At 75.6% G+C, this 22,114-nt stretch carries 19 protein-coding genes; 11 read left to right on the plus strand and 8 right to left on the minus strand.

The window, feature by feature from the left end; all coding sequences use genetic code 11:
- Positions 1-254 precede the first annotated feature (254 nt).
- Positions 255-986, plus strand: a complete 732-nt coding sequence (locus ACZ4MO_RS18080) for a hypothetical protein (protein WP_175009996.1) — start codon at positions 255-257, stop codon at positions 984-986.
- A 114-nt stretch (positions 987-1,100) separates the two neighbouring features.
- Positions 1,101-1,544, plus strand: a complete 444-nt coding sequence (locus ACZ4MO_RS18085; RefSeq protein WP_074802899.1) for an OsmC family peroxiredoxin — start codon at positions 1,101-1,103, stop codon at positions 1,542-1,544.
- 96 nt (positions 1,545-1,640) lie between these two features.
- Here ACZ4MO_RS18085 and ACZ4MO_RS18090 read toward each other — a convergent pair whose 3' ends face one another.
- Together ACZ4MO_RS18090 and ACZ4MO_RS18095 are read right to left on the minus strand one after the other, a co-directional pair.
- Positions 1,641-2,678, minus strand: coding sequence for an NAD-dependent epimerase/dehydratase family protein (locus ACZ4MO_RS18090; RefSeq protein WP_499279317.1), 1,038 nt, complete (start codon positions 2,676-2,678; stop codon positions 1,641-1,643).
- Positions 2,679-2,725: 47 nt separating this feature from the next.
- Entirely contained in the window at positions 2,726-3,433 is a 708-nt protein-coding gene (locus ACZ4MO_RS18095; RefSeq protein ID WP_175009994.1) for a TetR family transcriptional regulator, read from the minus strand.
- Between the two features lie 111 nt (positions 3,434-3,544).
- Here ACZ4MO_RS18095 and ACZ4MO_RS18100 point away from each other — a divergent pair, with 111 nt between their 5' ends.
- From ACZ4MO_RS18100 to ACZ4MO_RS18110, 3 genes are all read left to right on the plus strand, one after another.
- Positions 3,545-4,402, plus strand: a complete 858-nt coding sequence (locus tag ACZ4MO_RS18100) for a hypothetical protein (protein ID WP_175009993.1) — start codon at positions 3,545-3,547, stop codon at positions 4,400-4,402.
- On the plus strand, positions 4,399-6,501 hold the full coding sequence (locus ACZ4MO_RS18105; protein ID WP_175009992.1) for a YhgE/Pip family protein: 2,103 nt from the start codon (positions 4,399-4,401) through the stop codon (positions 6,499-6,501). The genes ACZ4MO_RS18100 and ACZ4MO_RS18105 overlap by 4 nt, the downstream gene beginning before the upstream one ends.
- 548 nt (positions 6,502-7,049) lie before the next feature.
- A complete protein-coding gene (locus tag ACZ4MO_RS18110) occupies positions 7,050-10,133 on the plus strand; it encodes an FAD-binding and (Fe-S)-binding domain-containing protein (protein WP_499279318.1) in 3,084 nt (1,027 codons plus the stop codon).
- A 19-nt stretch (positions 10,134-10,152) separates the two neighbouring features.
- Here the strand turns inward: ACZ4MO_RS18110 and ACZ4MO_RS18115 are convergent, their stop codons facing one another.
- Positions 10,153-10,647 carry a DUF6174 domain-containing protein gene (locus ACZ4MO_RS18115; protein ID WP_175009991.1) on the minus strand — a complete coding sequence of 165 codons (495 nt, stop codon included), beginning with the start codon at positions 10,645-10,647 and terminating at the stop codon, positions 10,153-10,155.
- Between the two features lie 71 nt (positions 10,648-10,718).
- Positions 10,719-12,278 carry a MocR-like pyridoxine biosynthesis transcription factor PdxR gene (gene pdxR, locus ACZ4MO_RS18120; protein ID WP_175009990.1) on the minus strand — a complete coding sequence of 520 codons (1,560 nt, stop codon included), beginning with the start codon at positions 12,276-12,278 and terminating at the stop codon, positions 10,719-10,721.
- Between the two features lie 110 nt (positions 12,279-12,388).
- Here pdxR and ACZ4MO_RS18125 point away from each other — a divergent pair, with 110 nt between their 5' ends.
- The 3 genes from ACZ4MO_RS18125 to ACZ4MO_RS18135 all read left to right on the plus strand — a co-directional run bounded on the left by ACZ4MO_RS18125 (position 12,389) and on the right by ACZ4MO_RS18135 (position 14,680).
- Positions 12,389-13,372: an aldo/keto reductase gene (locus tag ACZ4MO_RS18125; RefSeq protein ID WP_175009989.1), complete on the plus strand. Its 984-nt coding sequence runs from the start codon at positions 12,389-12,391 to the stop codon at positions 13,370-13,372.
- Between the two features lie 77 nt (positions 13,373-13,449).
- The gene (locus ACZ4MO_RS18130) at positions 13,450-14,013 is read left to right on the plus strand and encodes a GNAT family N-acetyltransferase (protein ID WP_175009988.1); all 564 of its coding nucleotides are present in this window, start codon (positions 13,450-13,452) and stop codon (positions 14,011-14,013) included.
- Between the two features lie 40 nt (positions 14,014-14,053).
- The gene (locus ACZ4MO_RS18135) at positions 14,054-14,680 is read left to right on the plus strand and encodes a nitroreductase family protein (protein WP_175009987.1); all 627 of its coding nucleotides are present in this window, start codon (positions 14,054-14,056) and stop codon (positions 14,678-14,680) included.
- Between the two features lie 9 nt (positions 14,681-14,689).
- Here the strand turns inward: ACZ4MO_RS18135 and ACZ4MO_RS18140 are convergent, their stop codons facing one another.
- Together ACZ4MO_RS18140 and cofD are read right to left on the minus strand one after the other, a co-directional pair.
- Positions 14,690-15,577 (minus strand): CofC family guanylyltransferase, encoded by an 888-nt coding sequence (locus ACZ4MO_RS18140; RefSeq protein ID WP_255437385.1) that lies wholly within the window; start codon positions 15,575-15,577, stop codon positions 14,690-14,692.
- Entirely contained in the window at positions 15,570-16,517 is a 948-nt protein-coding gene (gene cofD / locus ACZ4MO_RS18145; RefSeq protein ID WP_175009986.1) for a 2-phospho-L-lactate transferase, read from the minus strand. Before cofD ends, ACZ4MO_RS18140 begins: the two co-directional genes overlap by 8 nt.
- A 95-nt stretch (positions 16,518-16,612) precedes the next feature.
- Here cofD and ACZ4MO_RS18150 point away from each other — a divergent pair, with 95 nt between their 5' ends.
- Together ACZ4MO_RS18150 and ACZ4MO_RS18155 are read left to right on the plus strand one after the other, a co-directional pair.
- Positions 16,613-16,933, plus strand: a complete 321-nt coding sequence (locus ACZ4MO_RS18150) for an MTH1187 family thiamine-binding protein (RefSeq protein WP_074802867.1) — start codon at positions 16,613-16,615, stop codon at positions 16,931-16,933.
- 149 nt (positions 16,934-17,082) lie between these two features.
- A complete protein-coding gene (locus ACZ4MO_RS18155; protein WP_175009985.1) occupies positions 17,083-18,537 on the plus strand; it encodes a restriction system modified-DNA reader domain-containing protein in 1,455 nt (484 codons plus the stop codon).
- Positions 18,538-18,677: 140 nt separating this feature from the next.
- On the opposite strand, the gene ACZ4MO_RS18160 is transcribed toward ACZ4MO_RS18155, so the two are convergent.
- A complete protein-coding gene (locus ACZ4MO_RS18160) occupies positions 18,678-19,529 on the minus strand; it encodes an ABC transporter permease (RefSeq protein WP_175009984.1) in 852 nt (283 codons plus the stop codon).
- Positions 19,526-20,623, minus strand: a complete 1,098-nt coding sequence (locus tag ACZ4MO_RS18165; protein ID WP_175009983.1) for an ATP-binding cassette domain-containing protein — start codon at positions 20,621-20,623, stop codon at positions 19,526-19,528. Before ACZ4MO_RS18165 ends, ACZ4MO_RS18160 begins: the two co-directional genes overlap by 4 nt.
- Positions 20,624-20,715: 92 nt before the next feature.
- Here ACZ4MO_RS18165 and ACZ4MO_RS18170 point away from each other — a divergent pair, with 92 nt between their 5' ends.
- Positions 20,716-21,729 (plus strand): WYL domain-containing protein, encoded by a 1,014-nt coding sequence (locus ACZ4MO_RS18170; RefSeq protein WP_175009982.1) that lies wholly within the window; start codon positions 20,716-20,718, stop codon positions 21,727-21,729.
- Positions 21,730-22,114: the final 385 nt, after the last annotated feature.

The raw sequence follows: 22,114 nt of genomic DNA on the forward strand, positions 1-22,114 counted from the left end.
GCCGGTTCGGCGAAGGGTTCGTGGATGGGTCCTTCCCAGCGGTCTCGCCCGGGTGGGACCGAGGCCACCCGAGCACGGTAACCAACGACCGCCCGACCTGCCCAGCGGCAGGGGACCTCCGCCGGGCCCCGGGGGACCGCCCGCCCTAGGATGCGGGCGGGGTCACGGGACGTGGCCGTCCTGTGGGAGTCCCCTTCCCGCGTCAGGTCCACGGGGTGCGAACCCGGGGGCGTGGCCCACGCAGAAGGAGAACCATGACCAGCACTCCGCTCCGCGCCCTGTCCGCCGGCCTGTCCGCCGGTCTCGTCGCCGGTCTCGTGCTGGTGGGCGCCGTCGCCGGCCCGGCGCTCGCCTCGTCGTCGGACGTCCGGGCCGCCCCGGGAGGCGACCTCGCGGCGCTCCCCGCCACGGACCCGCCCGTCGCGACCGGCGAGAGCTGCGCCGTCCGGGCGCAGCCTCTCCTCCCGGGCCAGGACCCGGCCACCCTGCCCGCCGCTGACGAGGCGTGCTTCGACTCGCTGGAGGAGGCGCTCGAGTTCGTGTCCGGGGACGAGGTCGCGCCGTCGCGCCTCGCACGCGCCACGCGGGTCGACGTCGACGGCCTCGTCGCCGAGCTCAACGCGACCACGACGGCGGGCCCGCGCGCCGCGGCGACGGAGCGTGCGACGGCGGCCGCGGCCAGCTCGATCGTGCTCGGCGTGCTCTGGCGGGACCCGGGCTACAAGGGTGCGTCGAAGGTGCTCTACGGGTCGGGCACGAACGGGTGCCACACCGGCTCGACGTACGGCTTCCCGAACCTCGCGAACCTCCTCATGAACAACGTCGTCTCCTCGGCGTCGACGTACGCCGGGTGCTGGGCGACGCTCTACGACTCGACCTCCTACGCGGGCGCGAAGAAGAACTGCACGCCGCACTGCGCGAGCCTCGGCTCGTTCGACGACCGCGCGTCGTCGGTCGTCTACCGCCCGGCGGGCACGCTCGGCTGACCGCGTCGGGTGACGCAGACCTCACGCACCCCGTCCCGGCGGGGCGCGGCCCGGCGGGTTACGGTCGGGGCACCGGGTCCTGCCCGGGACCCACGACGTCGAAGGAGATCTCGCATGCCCACCCGTATCGCACGCACCGCCTGGAACGGCGGCCTCCAGGACGGCCAGGGCCAGGTCGAGCTCTCGAGCTCGAAGGTCGGGACGTACGACGTGTCCTTCCCGCGTCGAGCCGCCGACGACGCGGGCGGGGTCACGAGCCCCGAGGAGCTCATCGCCGCCGCGCACTCGTCCTGCTACGCGATGCAGTTCTCCGCGCTGCTCGGCGAGGCCGGCGCGACGCCCGTCTCGCTCGAGGTCACGGCGGAGGTCACCCTGGCGCCGGACCCGGCGGGCGGCTTCCAGATCCCGGAGATCGCGCTGACCGTCCGCGGCGAGGTCGAGGGCATCGACGCCGCCGGCTTCCAGCAGGCGGCGGAGGCCGCCAAGGCCACGTGCCCCGTCTCGAAGGCGCTCGCGGGCGTCCCGACGATCACGCTGGACGCCACGCTCGAGAGCTGACCCCGGTACCGACGACGGACCCCGGGCCGCGCACCGTCCAGCGGTGCGCGACCCGGGGTCCGTCGTGCCGGGGGCGGGACGCCGCGCGCGGTCCGGTCAGCGGGGGAGGAGCGGGGGCGAGGACGTCCCGGCGCCCGCCCGGATGCCGTCGACGAGCTCGGCGAGCGTGTCCTTCGCGCCGTGCACGGGGCGCCAGCGCAGCAGCTCCGTCGCGAGCTCGGTGTCGAGCACGGGCGCGCGCATCGCCATGTCGAGCCAGCCCTCGCCGACGGGGACGAGGCGCGCGCGCCACGCGACGGCGACGGCGGTCCGCGCCGTCGCGTAGGGGACGGTGCGCAGCGAGCCGTCCGCGACGACGTCGGCCACGTCCTGCGCCGTGAGCACCGCGGGGTGGGCGACGTTGAACGGCCCGGGGTGCCGGCCCACGACGATCCGCGCGTAGGCGTCCGCGAGGTCGTCGGCGTGGACGACCTGGAGCCGCAGGCCGTCGGGCAGCGGGACCGTCGGGAGCGGGTCGCGCCGCAGCACGCGCGTGCCGAGCGGGCCCAGGAAGTACCGCGCGATCTCGGAGCCCGCGTCGCGCTGGAGCACGAGCGCCGAGCGGACGCGCGAGACGACGAGGCCCGTCTCCCGGTCGAGGTCGTCGAGCAGCGTCTCGACCGCAGCCTTGTCCTCCGAGTACGACGAGCCCGGGACGCCCTCGACGGGCCAGCCCTCGTTGACCGGGGTGTCGCGCGCGTCGCCCGCGTACGGGGCGGGCGAGTAGGCGCCGACCGACGACGCCACGACCACGTGCGCGACGCCTGCCCGCTGCGCCGCCTCGACGACGCGGCGCGTGCCCTCGACGTTGACGCGCCGCAGCCGCCTGCGGTCGTGGCTCGGCTGGATCGCCCACGCGAGGTGCACGACGACGTCCGCCCCGGCGAACGCGGCGTCGAGCCGCCGGTCGGCGTCGGGGGCTGCGACGTCCGCGTACCGCCAGGTCGCGACGTCGTGCGGGAAGCGCACGGTGCTCGAGCCGTCCGCGCGCGGCACCCGGCGCGCGACCGCCACGACGGACGTCACGACCGGTTCCTCCGCGAGCCGGCGCAGGACCGCCGTGCCGACGTTCCCGCTCGCTCCGACGACCACCACGCGCATGCGCTGCCTCCCGACCTCGTCCGCTGCCCGTCGCCCCGACGCTAGCCCGCCGCGGGCGAGTTCGCCCGGGCGATGGCCAGGACGGCGCCGCGCGCGGGCTCGGGGAGCTCGGGCACGAGCACGACGGCGCTCGCGAGCACGAGGCTCTCGATGTCCGCGCGGGTGAGGTCGCCGCCGCCGAGCCACGCGGCCGTGACGTTCTCGACGAGCGCGACCCAGCCCGCGGCGAGGAGCCGGAGCCGGGGCGTCGTGGGCAGCGCGTCCGCGGTGGTGGCGCTCACGGTCGAGGTCAGGCGCGCGACCAGCCCGTCACGGACGCGCGCGAGCGCCTCCTGGGTCGCGTCGTCCTCGGCGAGCACCCCGCGCCACAGGTCCTGCCACACGAGCCGGCGCGCCTCGACCGCGTCGAGGTAGGAGGCGACGGCGAGCGCGGGGCGCTCGCCGAGGGGACGATCGTCCGGTGCGACCGTCGCCGCCTCGAGCTCCGCCACCGCCTCCAGCGCGACGGCCCGGCGCAGCCCGGCGGTGGACGCGAAGTAGTGGAAGACGAGCGCCCTGGACGCGCCCGAGCGGGCTGCGACCGCGGCCGGGGTGAGGGCGTCGAGGCCGTGCTCGTCGGCGTGGCGCGAGGCCGCGTCGAGCAGCTCGCGCCGCCGGTCGGCGGGCTCGCGGCGTCGGCGGGCGCCCGGTCGGGTGCGCACCGAGCCGTCGAGGCCGGAGGGACCGGCGGGGGTGGGCGTGCGGGGCATGACACCGTTCTACGCTGTTGTTGACCGTGAGTCAACAACAGGCGTAGCGTTGTTGACCGTGAGTCAACGGCGCCCCGGGGAAGGCCCGGGGGCCACGGAGGGAAGAACCGGATGCAGATCACGCTGACGGACGTGCACGTCGACGGGCGGCGCGAGCCGATGCTCGAGCCGATGGACCTCGCCTGGTCCACGGGCGAGTGCGTGCTCGTCGCGGGGGAGCCCGGGCACGGGCACACCGCGCTCGCCCTCGTCGCGACGGGCCGCTTCGACCCGTCCGGGGGCGAGGTCCGGCTCACCCCGGAGAGCACGCCGTCGCACCGCGCCGGACGATCGGCGCGCGGCGCCGCCGCGACCCTGCGCGACGTGACCGCCGTCGTCGACGTGCCCGGCATCAGCGAGCCCGACGACGCGCTCACCGTGGCCGACGTCGTCGCCGAGGGCCTCGCGCTCGCCGGCCGCCGCTCGCTGCCCTCCGACGTGACCCGCTGGCTCGCCGACCACTCGCTCGCCACCGACCGCGGGCGGCGCCTCGACCAGGTGCCCGGGGTCGTGCGCACCGCGCTGCTCGCGGCGCTCGCGGCCGAGGACCGCGACGTCCGCTTCCTCGTGCTCACCCTCCCCGACCGGCACGGGGGAGAGCCGTCGGGCTGGTGGGAGGTCGCGCAGAGCCTCGCCGGCGCCGGGTACGGCGTCCTCGTGCAGTGCACACGTGCCTCGGCCCGCGACCTCGGTGCGGACCTCCCGCCCGCGCGCGGCGCGTCGATCCACCAGCCGCCGGCCGTCGTGCTGCGCACGCGCCCCGAGCCGCCCCGCGACCCGGACCCGGAGCTCGAGCCGCCGCGCAACCCGGACCGGGACCCGGACCCGGAGCCCGAGCCGGAGGCCGGGCCGGTCCCGGATCCCGAGCGGTCCGCGCCCACCACGGCCGACGAGCCCACCGCCCCGCACGACCCCGAGGAGGACCGATGACCGCGATCCGCCTCGGGCTGTCCGAGCTGCGCCGCCTCGCCGCAGGCACGCTGCCCCGCCTCGCGATCCTCGCGATGGCACTCATCCCCACGCTCTACGCGGGCCTCTACCTGTTCGCGAACCACGACCCGTACGACAAGCTCGACGAGATCCCCGCCGCGCTCGTCGTGCTCGACGAGGGCACGACGACCACCGACGCCCAGACGGGCGCGACGACGCGGCGCGACTTCGGGCGCGACGTCGCCGACCAGCTCCTCGACGACGGCGGCTTCGGCTGGGTCGAGACCAGCCAGGTCGACGCCGAGTACGGGGTGCGGTCCGGCCGGTACGACGCCGCGCTCGTCATCGGCCCGACCTTCTCCGCGGACCTCGCGTCCGCGGGCGAGTTCGAGCCGCAGCAGGCGAGCCTCACGCTCATCACCAACGACGCGAACAACTACCTCGCACGCACGATCGCGGACCAGATCGTCGGCAAGGTGCGCGACTCGATCGCCGAGCAGGTGGGCACCGAGGCGGCGGACACGTTCCTGCGCGGCTTCGCGTCCATCCACACCAACCTCGCCGACGCCGTGGACGGCGCGGACCAGCTCCTCGACGGGTCGACACAGCTCCGCGACGGCCTCGTCACCGCGGACGACGGCGCGCACACCCTCGCCGACGGCGCGGGCCAGGCCGCCGACGGTGCCGAGCGTCTCGACGCGAGCACCGGGACGCTCGCGGACGCCGTCGGGCAGCTCGACGACGGCGCGGAGGCGCTCGCGTCGGGGCTCGGCACGCTCCGGGGTGCGACGTCGTCGCTGCCCGCCCAGACCCAGCAGCTCGCCGACGGCGCCGCGCAGGTCGCGGACGGGAACGCGCAGGTCGCGCAGTACGGGCAGCAGGCCGCGGCGGCCGCGGGCGAGGTGCTCCCGACGCTCGACACGATCCGCGGCGACGTCGACGCCCGGCTCGACCAGCTCGTCGCCGACGGCGTCATCGACCGGGCGACCGCGGACCAGGTGCGGTCGCAGGTCGGCCCCGTGCTCGACCAGCAGCGCGAGCAGGTGCAGGGCGCCGTCGACCAGGTGACCGCCGCGTCCGGGAAGCTCGACCAGCTCGCCGACGGGTCGCGCCAGGTGTCCGACGGCGCGGCCCAGCTCGCGGGCGCGACGCCGCAGCTGACCTCCGGCATCGCGAGCGCCGCCGACGGCGCGGACCGCCTCGCCGACGGCACCGGACAGCTCGCCGCCGCGACCCCGCAGCTCGTGGACGGCGTCTCGCAGCTCGCCGACGGGACGCGCCAGGTGTCCGACGGCGCGACCTCGCTCGCGGACGGCACGTCGCAGTTGCGCGACGGCTCGGGCGAGCTCGTCGACGGCGTCACGCAGCTCCGCGACGGGCTCGCCGAGGGTCTCGGCCAGGTGCCGGACCTCGACGAGCAGACCCGTCAGGACACGGCCGAGACCATCGGCAACCCCGTGGCCGTGCAGAGCGACGCGCTGTCGTCCGCGGGCACGTACGGCGGCGGCCTCGCGCCGTTCTTCCTGTCGCTCGCCACGTGGATCGGCGCCTACGTGCTCTTCCTGCTCGTGCGCCCGCTGTCGGCGCGGGCCCTCGCCGCCGGGCGCTCGGGCCTGGCCACCGCCCTGGGCGGGTGGCTCACCCCGGCCGCGATCGGCGTCGTGCAGGTCGCCGCGATGTTCACCGTGACGAAGTTCGCGCTCGACATCGACCCGGTCTACGGCGTGGGGACCGCGCTGTTCCTCGTGCTGGTCTCGGCGACGTTCGTCGCGATCCTCCAGGCGCTCAACGTCTGGCTCGGCGCCGCGGGCCAGTTCCTCGGGCTCGTGCTCATGCTCGTCCAGCTCGTCACCGCGGGCGGCACGTTCCCGTGGCAGACGATCCCCGAGCCGCTGCGCTCCATGCACCGGTTCCTGCCCATGACGTACGCCGTCGAGGGCCTGCGGCAGCTCCTCTACGGCGGCAACATGGCGACGGTGACGCGCGACGTCACGGTGCTCGTCGTCGTGCTGGTCGCCGCCCTCGCCCTGACGACGGTCGCCGCCCGCAAGCAGCGCGTCTGGACCATCAAGAAGCTCCAGCCGGAACTCGTCCTCTGACACCGAGGTAGAGGCCCGGTCGCGCAAGGTAGAGCCCCGGTCTGCCGAGGTAGAGCCGTAGTCTGTCGAGGTAGAGCCGTGGTCTGTCGAGGTAGAGCCGTGGTTCTTGCGCCCGACGGCGTGTGGTGACGTCGGGTGGTCGGGGTGGGTGGTGGTGCCGCGGCTACCATCCGCGCCGCTCGTTCCTCGCGTCGCCCCGGCCAGGCCCGCCACGACGCGGCACCACCACCCACCCCGCCCGGCGTCGTCTCGCCGTGGTCTTCGCTCACCTGGGCGAACGACCCGCGGCGTCGTTCGCTCACGTCGGGCCGCGGCGACCCGCCCGCGGCGGGCGACCGCCCGCCGTCGGGCATCAGGTGCCCATGCCGGCCGCAGCCTCGGCCGTGATAGGTGACCACGCGCCGTCTGGCATGACCAGGCCTCTACGTCGGCGGACCGAGGCTCTACCTCGGCGGACTGGGGCTCTACCTCGCGCGACCACGGGCCTGCCGGGGGTCAGGGGGCGGACGGTCCGGAAGGTGCGGGCGCGGGGGTGCGACAATCGCGACGTGTCCGCTGAGATCGACGCCACCACGACCCCCGCCACGCAGCACGGGAACGGCTCGCGGCGGTCCGGCTCCCGCGCGACGACGTCGCCGGAGGCGGAGCGCGCGGCTGCCGTCCGCGAGGCGGAGCGGGCGGCCGACGCCGCGCGCACGGCGCTCGCGGACGCGCTGCGGACGGTCGTGCGCGGCACGGTCGACACCGCGACGCGTCGCCGCGCGGAGTACTCGACCGACGCGTCGAACTACCGCGTCGTGCCCGAGGCCGTGGTCTACCCGCAGGACGTGGACGACGTCGTCGCCGCGCTGGACGTGCTGCGCGAGCTCGAGGTGCCGGTCACGGCGCGCGGGGCGGGGACGTCGGTCGCGGGGAACTCGATCGGCCCGGGCGTCGTCCTGGACTTCACGCGGCACGTGAACCGCGTGCTCGACGTCGACCCGGAGGAGCGCACGGCCCGCATCGAGCCGGGTGTCGTCATGTCGACGCTCCAGCAGGAGGCGGCGCCGCACGGGCTGCGGTTCGGCCCGGACCCGTCGACGCAGAACCGCGCGACGCTCGGCGGCATGATCGGCAACAACGCGTGCGGTCCGCACGCCGTCGCGTACGGGCGCACGGTCGACAACGTCCTCGCGCTCGACGTCGTCGACGGCCGCGGGCGCCGCTACACGGCGGGCCAGGGCGACCCGACGTTCGCGGCGGTCCCCGGCCTGGCGGAGCTCGTCCGCGAGAACCTCGCGCTGATCCGTACGGAGTTCGGGCGGTTCGGGCGCCAGGTGTCGGGCTACTCGCTCGAGCACCTGCTGCCCGAGAACGGGTCGGACCTCGCGAAGGCGCTCGTCGGCACCGAGGGCACGCTCGTGACGATCCTCGAGGCCACGGTGCGCCTGGTGCCGGTGCCGTCCAAGCCGACGCTCGTCGTGCTGGGCTACCCGGACATGCCGTCCGCGGCCGACGACGTCCCGACCTTCCTCGACCTCAGCCCGCTCGCGGTCGAGGGCCTCGACGCGCGGCTCGTCGACGTCGTGCGCCGCGCCAAGGGCGACGCATCGGTGCCGCCGCTGCCGCCGGGCGCCGGCTGGCTCATGGTCGAGGTCGGCGGCGCGACCCCCGAGGAGGCGATGGCGAACGCGGAGGCGATCGTCGCGGCGTCGGGCAGCGAGGCCACGATGATCCTGCCCGCGGGCCCCGAGGCGACCAAGATGTGGCAGATCCGGGCCGACGGCGCGGGGCTCGCCGGGCGCACGCCCGCGGGCGAGCAGGCGTGGCCGGGCTGGGAGGACTCCGCCGTCCCGCCGGAGAAGCTGGGCGACTACCTGCGCGACCTCGACGCCCTCATGGAGCGCTACGGCGTCGACGGTCTGCCGTACGGGCACTTCGGCGACGGCTGCGTGCACCTGCGCATCGACATCCCGCTCGAGGCGTCGGGGTCGGTGCTGCGCACGTTCATGCTCGAGGCGGCCGAGCTCGTCGCGAAGTACGGCGGCTCCCTGTCGGGCGAGCACGGCGACGGCCGGGCCCGCTCGGAGCTGCTGCCGGTCATGTACAGCCCCGAGGCGATCGCCCTCATGGAGCGGTTCAAGGCCCTGTTCGACCCGCAGGACGTCATGAACCCGGGCGTCGTGGTGCGCCCGAGCGCGATCGACGACGACCTGCGCCGCCCGCACGCGCACCCGCTGCTGTCGACGGTCGGCGCGCCGGGCACGCCCGGGACGAGCACGGCCGCGCCCGCGAAGGTCACGAAGATCTCGCGTCGCGCCGGCTACCAGGGCTTCTCGTTCGCGCACGACCACGGCGACATGACGCAGGCCGTGCACCGGTGCGTCGGTGTCGGCAAGTGCCGCGCCGACACGAGCGCCGCGGGCGGCTTCATGTGCCCGTCGTACCAGGCGACGAAGGACGAGAAGGACGTCACGCGCGCCCGCGCCCGTGTGCTCCAGGAGGCGGTGAACGGCACGCTCGTCGGCGGTCTCGCGGCGCCCGAGGTGCGCGAGTCGCTCGACCTGTGCCTGTCCTGCAAGGCGTGCTCGAGCGACTGCCCGGCGGGCGTCGACATGGCGCAGTACAAGTCCGAGGTCCTGTACCGGACCTACCGCGGCAAGCTGCGCCCCGTCGACCACTACTCGCTCGGCTGGCTGCCGATCTGGGCGCGGCTCGCGACGGGGATGCCGCGCCTGGCGAACAAGCTGCTCGGGTTCCGGCCGCTCGCCAAGACGGTCCTGTGGGCGGGCGGCATGGACACGCGCCGCTCGATGACGACGTTCGCCGAGGTGCCGTTCCGCACGTGGTGGAAGCGCGGCGGCGCGACGCAGGGCGTGCCCGGGCTGCACGTCGGGCAGCGGCCCGGCCACCCCGTGCGCGACGAGCGCCCGAAGGTCGTGCTGTGGACCGACTCGTTCAGCGACAACATGTCGCCGGGGGTGCCGCAGGCGGCCGTCACGGTGCTCACGGCGGCCGGGTACGACGTCGTCGTGCCCGACGAGCAGGCGTGCTGCGGCCTCACGTGGATCAGCACGGGCCAGCTCGACGGCGCGCGCAAGCGCCTGGAGAACCTGCTGTCCGTGCTCGGCCCGTACGCCGTGAACGGCATCCCGATCATGGGGCTCGAGCCGTCGTGCACGGCCGTGCTGCGCTCCGACCTCGTGGACCTGTTCCCCGACGACCCGCGGGCCCAGGCGGTCTCCGCCGCGACGCGGACGCTCGCGGAGCTCCTGACGTCGGTCGACACCGCGCCCGGGCACGAGTCCGGGTGGCGCGTGCCCGACCTGTCGGACGTGACGGCCGTCGTGCAGCCGCACTGCCACCAGCACTCGGTGATGGGCTTCGCCGCGGACGAGCGGCTGCTGCGCGACGCGGGCGCGACGATCAAGGTGCTCGCCGGGTGCTGCGGCCTCGCGGGGAACTTCGGCATGCAGAAGGGCCACTACGAGACGTCGGTCGCCGTCGCGGAGAACGCTCTGCTGCCCGCGCTGCGCGACGCCGCCCCCGGCGACGTGTACCTCGCGGACGGCTTCTCGTGCCGCACCCAGGCGGACGACCTCGCCGGTGTGCAGGGCAAGGCTCTCGTCGAGCTGCTCGCCGAGCGGCTCTGAGCGTGGCGCCGCGCGGCCGTCAGCCGCGCGCGGGGTGCACGTCCGTGATCGCGTAGCACTCCTCGTCGTCGATCGCGCGCGGCACCGGGTCGAGCGTGAGCGACGACGGGTAGCCCAGCGCGTCGTCGAACGCGACGTCGGTGACGTCGTCGTGGCGCTCGTCGACGAGGTCGAGGAACCCGGCGATCGTGCGGCCACCGCTCTCGACGTAGGACTCCGGGGTCATCTCCAGGTGCGCGAGGCTCGCGGAGACCGCGACCACCTCGTCGGCCGCGACCTCGACGTCGAAGTCCCCGACGAGGTTCCGCTCGCCGCACGACGACGTGAGCGTGAACGCGTAGTCGTCGTACCCCGCCGCAGCCCACCGGTCCCGTGCCTCCGCGAGTCCGGCAACCGGCCCCTCGGCGCTCGCGGGCGCGCACCCGGCCGCGAGCGGCGCGACGACGAGCCCGCCCAGGGCGAGCGCCGCCGTCGTCCGGGACGGCCGAGCGTGGCGGTGCGACGTCGTCTCCATGCCCTGCTCGTGTCGCGACGCGGCCCGGTCTTGCCCGGGGCGGTTGGTTCGTCGGCGCGCGGCGCGACGACTCAGCCTCCTGTCCCACGACGAGGAGCGGCGCGCACCGCGTCGGCCAGGCGGGCGACGGCCTCGTCGACGCGGGCGTCGGCGAGGTTGCCGTACCCGAGCACGAGGGTCGTCGACCGGTCGGCGGGGCGCACCTGGTAGCGGCGCAGGTCGACGACGGTCACCTCGCGCCGCGCGGCCTCGCGGACGACGTGCGCGGCGTCGGGCGCGGGGTCGTCCGGCGAGCCCGGCAGGGTAAGGAGCGCGTGCATCCCCGCCGCGATGCCGCTCACCGCGGCGCCGGGCAGCTCGTGGGCGAGGGCGTCGAGCACGGCGTCGCGACGGCGCCGGTAGCGGCCGCGCGCGGCGCGCAGGTGCCGGTCGTAGCCGCCGGACGCGACGAGCCGCGCGAACGTGAGCTGGTCGACGGTGGACGGGGCCGCCGTCGGGCCGTGCGGGGCGGCCGCACGTGCGACGGACTCGCGCCAGCGCGCGGGCACGACCATCCACCCGACGCCGAACGCGGGGCTCATCGTCTTGCTCACCGAGCCGAGAAGCACGACGCGGTCGGGGTCGAGCTGCTGGAGCGCCGCGACGGGCCGGCGGTCGTAGCGGAACTCGGCGTCGTAGTCGTCCTCGACCACGACGCCGTCGACGGTCCGCGCCCAGGCGAGGACGGCCTCGCGCCGCTCGGGCGCGAGCGCGGAGCCGGTGGGGAACTGGTGCGCGGGCGTGAGGAGCGCGGCCCGCGCGCCCGTCCGTCGGGACGCGTCGACGAGCGCGTCGACGTCCGCACCCGCGGCGTCCACGGGGACCGGGACGGGGGTGAGACCGGCCCGCGCCGCGACGTCGCGCAGCACCGACCAGCTCGGGTCCTCGACGAGCAGGTGCGTGTGGCCCGCCTCGACGAGCGCGGCGGCGACGCGCGCCATGCCGTCGGTCGCGCCGCGCGTGAGCACGACGGCGTCGTCCGGCCCGGTGACGACGCGCGCCCGGCGCAGGTGGCCGGCGACGACGGCGCGCGCGTGCGGGTGCCCGGCGGGGGACGGCTGCCCGAGGTCGTCGTTCGACGCCGTCCCGCCGGACGTGCCGAGCGCCTCGCGTGCCGCGCGGAGCCACGCGTCGCGCGGGACGTGCCGCAGATCCGGGACGCCCGGTGCGAGGTCGAACCGGGCGCGCGCGGCGGTGGGCGGGGGTCCGTCGTCCGCCGCTCGTGCCCCGCGGTTCCCGGCGGGCGCGCCACGACCCGCGCCCACGGTCGCCCCCAGGCTCCCCGGTCGGGCGGCGGCCGAGACACGGGTCGCGGACCCGGCGCGCGCTTCGAGGAAGCCCTCCGCGACGAGCTGGCCGTACGCCTCCGTGACGACCCATCGCGACACCCCGAGCGTCTCGGCGAGCTGCCGGCTCGGCGGCAGCGCCGCCCCGACGGGGACGCGGCCGGAGTGCACGGCGTCCCGGATCGCGCGTTCCAGCCGCTCGACGCGCGAACCCGGCCCCGTCCCCAGGCCGAGCAGCGCCTCCCAGGCGAGCGCCGTCGTCTCCGGAGGTGCCGCCCGGGAGGAAGTGGTCTGGTCGACGCCCATGGAATCGGACCGTACACCCGGGCCGGTGCCTCCCTAGCGTGGAGCACGTCACCGAGACCACAGGTCCACCACGGACCGCTCGGACCACCGACAGACCCAGGGAGACCACCATGCGGTACCGCACCATCGGCGACGGGCGCACCTCCTTCGAGGTGTCGACCCTGTGCCTCGGCACGATGAACATGGGGACGCGCGTCGACGAGGACACGTCGTTCGCGATCCTCGACCGGTACCGCGAGGCGGGCGGCACGTTCCTCGACACCGCGAACAACTACAGCTTCTGGGCCGACGGCCACGGCCGCGACAGCGAGGACCTGCTCGGCCGCTGGCTCGCGAGCCGCGGCGCGCGCGACGAGGTCCGGATCGCGACGAAGCTCGGCGCGGCCAAGAAGGACCCGGCCCTGCCGCTGCAGAACGTCGAGCCGACGAACTTCCAGGGGCTCGGCGCCGACGTCGTCGCGGACGAGGCGCACGAGAGCCTGCGCCACCTCGGCGTGGACCACCTGGACGTGCTGTACGGGCACGTCGACGACCACGGGACGCCGCTCGCCGAGACCGTCGGCGCGTTCGGCAAGCTCCAGGCGGAGGGCGTCGTCGGCATCACGGGCATCTCGAACGTCGCGCTGTGGCGCGTCGTCGAGGCGCGCGAGGAGGCGCTGCGCCAGGGCGTCGCGCCCTACGGGCTCGTCCAGCAGAACTACACCTACGCCTACCCGACGCCCGAGCCCGGGCGGCACAACTGGGCGTCGTACGAGCTGCTCGACTACGCGGCGTCCACGGGCGTCGACGGTCGCCCGCCGCTCGCCGTCACGGCCTACTCGCCGATCCTCCAGGGCGCGTACGTGCGCCGGGACAAGCCGTTGTGGGACGGGTTCGACCACTCGACCACGCGCGAGCGCGTCCGCCTCCTGCACGAGGTCGCGGGCGAGCTCGGCGCGACGCCGAACCAGGTCGCGCTCGCGTGGCTCCTCGGGGGCGGGCACGCGGTGATCCCGGTGATCGGGCCCAGCACGGTCGAGCAGCTCGACGACCTCCTCGGCGCGGCCGACCTCGAGCTCGACCCCGAGCTGCGCGCACGCCTCGACGCGGCCTGAGGCGGCCGAGCAGCCTGAGCCGGTCGAGCGGCCCGGTCCGGCGCACCCACGCCGAGCCGGGCTGCCACGATGGGCCGATGCCCACCACGCTCGTCGAGCGCGCCCGGCCGGACGACTGGCGCGACCTGCGGGACGTCCGCCTGCGGGCGCTCGCGGACGCGCCGTCCGCGTTCGGCTCGACCCTCGCGCGCGAGGTCGCCTTCCCCGACGACGTGTGGCGCGAGCGCGCGGCGCAGGGGCGCACGCTCCTGGCGCGGACGACGCTCGACGGCGGCCCACCTGGCGACCGCGGCCAGTCCGACGACGGCGCCCCGCCCGTGAGGGGCCGGTCGCCCGGTCCCGTGGTGGGGGTCGCGGCCGTCGTTCCCTCGCCCGACGACCCGACCGTGGCCGAGCTCGTGTCCGTGTGGGTCGAGCCCGGCGCGCGGGGGAGCGGCGTCGCGGCGACGCTCCTGGAGCACGCGGACGCGCTCGCCGCCGAGCTCGGCGCGCGCACGCTCTCGCTCTGGGTCACCGCGACCAACGCTCCCGCGCTCCGTCTCTACGAGCGCGCGGGCTTCGCGCCGACCGGCGAGACCCAGCCCCTCCCGAGCGATCCCCGCCTCGTCGAGCTGCGGATGACGCGACGCGTCGCCGGATAGGGTGCGGGGACCTGTTCCCGGACCGTGCCGAGGGGGCCCTGTGGAGTTCCAGGACGTCGTCCGACGCCGGCGCATGGTGCGCCGGTTCACCGACGAGCCGGTCCGTCCGGACGCCGTCGACCGCCTCGTGCGCAACGCCGTCCGCGCGCCGAGCGCGGGGTTCGCGCAGGGGTGGTCGTTCCTCGTGCTCACCGAGCCCGACGACGTCGCGCGCTTCTGGGCCGCGACCTCGCCCGAGCAGCCCGAGCGGAGCATGAGCACGTGGCTCGCCGGGATGCGCACGGCGCCCGTGCTCGTCGTGGTCCTCACGTCGAAGGACGTCTACCTCGACCGGTACGCCGAGGACGACAAGGGCTGGGCGGACCGCGACGAGAACCGCTGGGCCGTGCCGTACTGGCACGTCGACGCCGGGATGGCGGCGCTGCTCATGCTCCAGACCGCCGTCGACGACGGGCTCGGCGCGTGCTTCTTCGGCGTCGCGCCGGGCGAGGTCGGGCGGCTGCGCGCGGCGTTCGGGATCCCTGACGCGTACGCACCGACCGGGGTCGTCGCCGTCGGGCACCCCGCCGACCGGGCGGCCACGGGCTCGCCGCGTCGTCGCACGCGCAAGCCGCTCGACGACGTCGTGCACCGCGGGCGCTGGGGAGGCCGGTCGTCACCGCGGTGACGACCGCCGTCAGGCGTCGTGGTCGCGCAGCGCCGGGACGTGCAGCCCGACGACGGCCCGCACGTGCGGGGGCAGCTCGCTCCAGTCGTCCACGGTGTCCAGGTCGACGGCGGTCCCGGGCCGCTGCACGACGACGGCCCGCAGCCCCAGCCGCTCGGCCTCCGCGACGTGCGCCGCGCGACTGCCCGGCCCGAACCGGAACCGGAACCCCGCACCGTGAGGACCGCCGCCGGGCCGAACACGAGGTTCCTGGCGTTCTGTGCCGGTTCCCGACAGCAAGGTCGTGCTCGACGGCGCGGAGGCCGGGGGGTCGAGGACGAGCAGGTTCGTGCCCGCTCCGAGGCGGTCCGTCGCGACGACGACGGGGGCGTCCTCGGCGAGGAGCGCCGCGACGTCCGCGGTCGTGAGCGCGGGGAGGTCGGCGTGCGCCACGAGGAGCCGCACCGGTCCGTGCTCCGCCGGGCCCGACGTCGTGCCCACCTCCGGCTCCGACGCCGCGATCTCGCGCCCGACGTCCACCGCGGCGTCCAGGCCCGGCCGGTCCGCGGGCTGGAGCACGATGCGCAGGCGGTCCGCGTCGGCGGTGAGGAGGGGCAGACCGTCGCCGTCGTCCGTCGCCGCGGCGGCGCCGTCCACCACGACGTCCCGCAGCGCCCGCCACGTGAACCGCGGGTCGGACGTCACGACGACCACGCGCTCGACGCCGTCGCTCGCGAGCAGCGTCCCCACGACGTGCCGCGCGAGCACGCCGATCAGCCTGCTGCGCGACGCGGGGTCGAGCACGTGCGCGAGGCGCGACTTCCCCGACGAGCCGTCGCGCAGCGGCACGACGGCGACCACACGCCCCGGGCGCGCGGCCGCACCCGGGTGGGCGCCGGCGTCGGGCGGCTCAGCCACGTGCGGGACCCGACAGGAGCGTGCGTGCCAGGCGCTCGCGGCCCTCGGCGCCGCCCATGACCGTGTCCGTCACGACGACGTCCATCCCGAGCGCGCGGACGTCGTCCGCGAGGTGCGCGTCGTGGTCGTCGATCACCATGACGTCCACCAGGCCCACGTACAGGCGTGCGACGCCGAGCGCGGAGACCTCGTGCCCGAGCGTCGTGAGGATCTGCGCCGCGGGGCCCTTGAGCGCCCGACCGCCGACGATCGGGCTCACCGCGACGCGTCGCGCCGACGTCCCGGCGAGCGCCTCCCGCACGCCCGCGACGCCCAGCACCGGCTCCACGGACAGGAACGGGTTCGACGGCGCGACCACGACCACGTCGGCTCCGGTCACCGCGTCGAGCACACCGGGCGCCGGGCGCGCGGCGTCGATGCCGTCGTACACGAGCCCCAGCACGTCGTCCGCGTGCCGACGGCCCACGAAGTACTCCTGGAACCCGAGGCGACCGGCGGGCGTGTCGACGAGCGTCGCGACGCGGTCGTCGGTCACGGGCAGCACGCGCGCCCGGACGCCGAGCGCGGACGTGAGCTGCGCGGTGACGTCGGACAGCGGCGCGCCCGCGCGCAGCCGGGCCGTCCGCACGACGTGCGTCGCGAGGTCGCGGTCGCCGAGCGTGAACCACGTGTCCTCGCCGAGCCGGCCCATCGCCTCCAGTGCCGCGTACGTCTCCCCGACGACGCCCCAGCCGCGCTCCTCGTCCGCGAGCCCGGCGAGCGTGTACGTCACGGTGTCGAGGTCGGGCGAGATCCACAGCCCGTGGAGCTCGACGTCGTCGGCGACGTTGACGACGACCGTGAGGTCCGTCCCCGCGAGGTCCAGGCCGTGCGCGAGGCGGGCCCCGCCGACCCCTCCCGCGAGCACGGTCACGCGGTCGGTGCGGTGTTCTGCTGTCACGACGACGAGCCTACGTCGGAGCGCGGGGCCCTCGGAGAGCCTTCGCGGAGCCCGCGACCGCGGCCCGGGGCGCGCAGCCGTGCCACGATGGCCCCATGGCCGTCTTCGCCTTCTCCGTCGCCCCGCTCGGTGCCGGCGAGTCCGTCGCGGACTCCGTCGCCGAGGCCGTCCGCATCGTCCGCGAGTCGGGCCTGCCGAACCGCACCACGTCGATGTTCACCGAGATCGAGGGCGACTGGGACGTCGTCATGCCCGTGATCCAGCGCGCGACCGAGGCCGTCGGCGCGGGCGGGCACCGCGTGTCGCTCGTCCTCAAGGCCGACCTGCGCCCGGGTCGCACGGGCGAGCTCACGGGCAAGGTCGAGCGCGTCGAGGAGCGGCTCGCGGCCGAGTCGGAGGACACCGGGCACGCCTGACCTGCGGCGTGACGCCCGGGCCGACGGGCAGGGCCGGACGGCCCTTGCGCACCGGTTCGCCCGCTTCGAGGGACTTGACCCGCCCCCGTAGGCTATGGCGCATACGCCCCCGCCCAGGTCGCGTTTCCGCTGCTGCAGGAGAACCCCCGATGCCCCTCTTCGAGGTGGACGCCGAGCGTCCCGTTCTGGTCCAGCCGCCCCAGCCGGCAGGAGCCTTCGGGACGGACGCGCAGCGGGTGGTGGACGGCAACCTCGAGGGACTGCTGGGCGAGCAGATCTTCCCGGTCGCGCAGGGCACGTCCGACGACGAGCCGCACCTCCTCGCGCTCGACGCGGCGGGGCTGCCGGTCGTCATCGAGGTCACGGCCGAGCTCACCGAGGAGGCGCTGACCGCGGCGCTCAACCACGCGGGCCGGGCCGGTCGCCTCACGCGCGCCGAGCTCGCCGCGCGCTACACGGGCGGCGCGTCGCGGTTCCAGCAGGACGTCGCCGCGTTCTACGACAACGTGCCCCTCACGCGCTCGCAGGCGACCGCGCGCGCGACCGGGGCACGCCTCATCGTCATCTGCTCGAGCGCGGCGCCCGGCATCCAGGACGCGCTCGACTTCCTGCGCCAGCCCGGCTCTCCGGTCGCGGTGCTGCGCCTCGGCGTGGTCCACGGGGCCGACGGCCGCCGCTTCGTCGACGTGTCCCCGCTCGCGATGACGCGCGACAACCCCGCGCCACCCGCGGCACCCGAGCCCCCGCGGGGCCGTGCCGTCGCTCCCGGTTCCGACTTCGCGGACGGCGTCGCCGTGGGCCGAGCCCTGACCGGCAAGTTTCCCGTGGTGACGCGTCAGGCCGCGAAGTCCCGGGCGGAGCGCCGCCGGGCCGCCGAGCTGGAGCCCCGCACCACCTACGGCGTCGCGCCGTCGTCGGCCGACGAGACGGGCCAGCTCGCCCCGCTCACCGCGGCGGGCGAGCCGCGCCGCTCCGAGCCGCCCGTGCTCGACTTCGTGCCCCTGGACGACCCGCTCACCGCGCCGACCGCGCCCGAGCCCGCGCCGACGGCCTGGGCCGACCGCCGCCCGGTCGAGAGCACCGACGAGGCTCCGGCCCCGCGCACCTCGATCCTCACGCGCGAGTCGATCCGCACCCGGGAGTCGATCCGGACGCGCGAGTCGTACCTCACGCACGAGTACGGCGACCAGCGCAGCCCCGCGCAGGAGCGCCCCTACGACCCGCTGTCGTACCACCCGCCCGTCGACGTCGGCACCGGCCCGGACCTCCCGTCCACGAGCCGCGACGTCGCGCCGGTGCCGCCTCCGCCCGCGGCGGACCTGCCGCTCGGCCCCGAGGACGACCCGGACCTCGTCGCGCTCGCCCGCGCGTTCGGCGCCCCGCGCCAGCTCGTGTGGTCGCGGCCCCGGCGCGGGCAGCGCTTCGAGGCGGTGCTCCAGCCCGACGGCTTCATCGAGCTGTCCGACGGCGCCCGGTTCCGCCACCCGGACCTCGCCGCGGTCGCGGTCTCCGGCACCCACACCGCCGACGGCTGGAGCGTCTGGCGCCTGGGCACCGACGACGGCCCCACGCTCACCGACGCCTTCCGCGAGCACACCGCCTGAGCCCGCGGACCGGGACCGCGCGCCCGGAGACGAGAAGCGAGAAGTGGCCCCCGTCGGACTCGCCGCGGGGGCCTACTTCTCGCATCTCGTCCTGGTGACCTCGTCGTCCACCGGGTCACCCGGGTCTGACGTGCTGGTGCTCAGTCGGTCGTCCGCACCATGGTCCGGATCCCGACCGCGAGGCCGACGGCGGCCGTCACGACGGCGGCGACCCACCCCCACGCGACGGTGGACGCCGTGAGGTCGCCCGCGAAGAGCGCGCGCTCGGCGTCGACCACGTAGCGCAGCGGGTTGACGTCGGACGCGACCTGCATCCAGCGGGGACCCGTCTCGAGCGGCAGGAGCATGCCGGACAGGATCATGAGCGGGAAGACGAGCGTCTGCTGCACGACCCAGAACATCCAGTCCTGCTTGCGGACGGCGAGCGCGAGCGCGTAGCTGAGCGACCCGATCCCCACGCCGAAGACGGCGAGCAGCACGAGGCCGAGGACGGCTCCGGCGGGGTGCAGCTCGAACCCGAACGGCAGCATGACGAGCACCACGACGACGGACTGCGCGACGATCGGGACCATCTCCTTGAGCGCGCGCCCGACGAGGAGCGACGCGCGCGACAGCGGCACGACGAGCATCCGCTCGTGCGCGCCCGTCTGCAGCTCGACGAGGAGGTTCGCGCCGGTCGTGGACGTCCCGAAGAGGGTCGTCATGACGAGGATCGACGGCACGAACCACTGCCAGACGTTCCCGCCCAGGACTTCCTGGCCGGTCGTCGTGCCGCCGAGGGACCCGACGAGGAGCGGGCCGAACAGCGCGAGGAAGACGATCGGCTGGACGAGCCCGAAGAGCACGGAGAACGGGTCGTGCAGCACGGGCCGCAGCTCGCGCACGAGCACGATGCCGGTGTCGCGCGCGAAGGAGGCGATGCCGCGGCGCGAGGTGTGCGCCCGGCTCGGTGCCGTGCGCGGCGTGGTCGGGGTCGTGGTGACGGTGCTCATGCTGCGGTCCTCTCGGTGGGGGCGTCGGCGCCCGTGGTGGCGGCGCCGGCTTCGCGCAGGCTGCGCCCGGTGAGGGCGAGGAAGGCGTCGTCGAGCGTGGGCCGGCGCACCTGCGCGGTGTCGACGGCGATCCCGGCGGCGTCCGCGGCGCGCAGCAGCCGGGGCAGGTACGCGTCGCCCCGCTCGGCGCGGACCTCGAGCGCGTGCGCATCGTCGGGCCCGCCATCAGGCCCGGCATCCGGCCCGACGGCGTCCGCGCCCGCGGGCGCTCGGGTCACCTCGCGGAAGCCCTCGACGCGGCGGGCCAGGGCGGTGAGGTGGGCGGCGTCGTCGTGCCCGGGACCGCCCGACGGCGCGAGCGTGACGAGGACGCGGTCCCCCGCGAGCTCGGCCTTGAGGTTCGCGGCCGTGTCGTCGGCGATGACGCGCCCGTGGTCGACGACGACGACGCGCTCGGCCATGGTGTCGGCCTCGTCGAGGTAGTGCGTCGTGAGGACGATCGTCATCGGCTCGCCCGTCGTCGCCCGCGCGCCGTCGCGCATGCGCAGGACGTGCTCCCACAGGTTCGCGCGGTTGTGCGGGTCGAGGCCCGTGGACGGCTCGTCGAGGAAGAGGAGCGACGGCGCGTGCACGAGGCCCATCGCGACGTCGAGCCGACGGCGCTGCCCGCCGGAGAGGTCGGACACCTTGCGGGCGGCGTGCGTCGTGAGCTCGAGCGAGTCGAGCAGCTCGTCGGCGCGTCGCCGGGCGTCCCGGCGGTCCAGGCCGTGGATGCGGCCCTGGCTCGCGAGCTCGTCGACGGCCCGCTGCGCATGCCCGGCCGCGTTGCCTTGTCCCACGTACCCGATGCGGTGGCGGACGGCGTCGGGCTCGGCCACGACGTCGTGGCCGCCGACGGTGGCGGTGCCCGACGTCGGCCGGGTCAGCGTGGTGAGCATGCGCAGGGTGGTCGTCTTGCCGGCGCCGTTGGGGCCGAGGACGGCGACGAGCTCGCCCGGCGCGACGTCGAGGTCGATGCCCCGCACGGCGTGCACCGTGCGGCTCTCGTCCCGCCCGACGGCAAAGTCCTTGGTCAGTGCTCTGGTCCGGATCACGGTGCTCCTCCTGGGTGCGGTGCGTGCGTCGGGACGACTCTCCTCGGGGTAGCGGACAGGTTCGGTCCTCTACCTCGTGCGACGCTGGGGTCATGCTCGAGACCTCGGGACGACTGCTGCGGCTCCTCTCGTTGCTCCAGGCGCGCCGCGACTGGCCCGGAGCGACGCTCGCGGAGCGGCTGGAGGTCAGCCCGCGCACCGTGCGACGCGACGTCGACCGGCTCCGCGGGCTGGGCTACCCGGTGCGCGCGACCAAGGGGCCCGACGGCGGGTACCGCCTCGACGCCGGGGCGGACGTGCCGCCCCTGTTGTTCGACGACGAGCAGGCCGTCGCCGTCGCGGTCGCCCTGCGCACGGGCGCGCTGCCCGGGGTCGAGGACGCGGCGGCCCGGGCCCTCGCGACCATCCGCCAGGTGATGCCCGCGAGGCTGCGGACGCGCATCGACGCCCTGGAGGTGACCGCCGTGCCGGGGCGACGGGAGCAGGAGCTGCCCACCGTGCGTCCGGACGTGCTCGTCGCCGTCGGGACCGCGGCGACCGAACGACGCGTGCTCCGGTTCGACTACGACGGCGGCACCGGAGAGGTGCTGCGTGCGCCAGGTGCTCCGGAGGGCGCCGGGTTCCGCGCCCCGCGGCGCGCGGAGCCGCACCACCTCGCGACATGGGGCGGCCGGTGGTACGTCGTCGCGTGGGACCTCGACCGGGACGACTGGCGCACGTTCCGCGTCGACCGCATGGTCCCGCGCGAGGGCACGGGGCCGCGCTTCGCGCCGCGCGCGCTGCCGGCACCCGACGTCGCGACCTTCGTCGTGGAGCGGTTCGCCACCACCAGCTACCCGGTGCGCGGCACCGTCGAGCTCCACGCGGACGCCGCGACGGTGGCGCGCTGGGCAGGGGCGGACGCGGTCGTCGAGCCGGCAGGGGAGGGGAGGTGCCGCCTGACGACGGGCTCCTGGTCGTGGGGCGGTCTCGCGGCTCGATGCGCGATGTTCGACGTGCCGTTCGACGTCGTCGGGCCTCCCGAGCTGCGCGACGCCGTGCGGGTCCTGGGAGACCGCGCGTGTGCCGCCGCGGAGGGTGAGCCGGGTCACGAGACGGCGAGTTGACCTCCTGGCACGCGACCCCGTAATGTTCTCGAGGTCGCCCGGCAGGGAGGAACAGACACCACGGCACAGCTCCTCGGAGCAGATGCGAAGTGGCTGGTCCCCCGGGCGAAACTCCCACCAGATTTCTCGGAGCACAGTGCTGCGCCGTGAGTGCGGTGGGGGAGTCTGGATCAGGTACATTTCTGAACGGAAATCCGGTTTTCACCGGTCCGGGACGAACGGCCGGGTCTGGTAGGATTCAGAACGAAGGAAGCGCCCCGCGCAAGGGCCTCGGGAACGAGGTCGGAGGCGGTGTGTGTCGGTTGTTTGAGAACTCAACAGTGTGCTTGTTAGTCAATGCCAAATTTTTTGTCCCTGTGGCATGGCTGGCCTGGTTGCCCGTCGG

The organism is Sphaerisporangium cinnabarinum, from assembly GCF_055567015.1.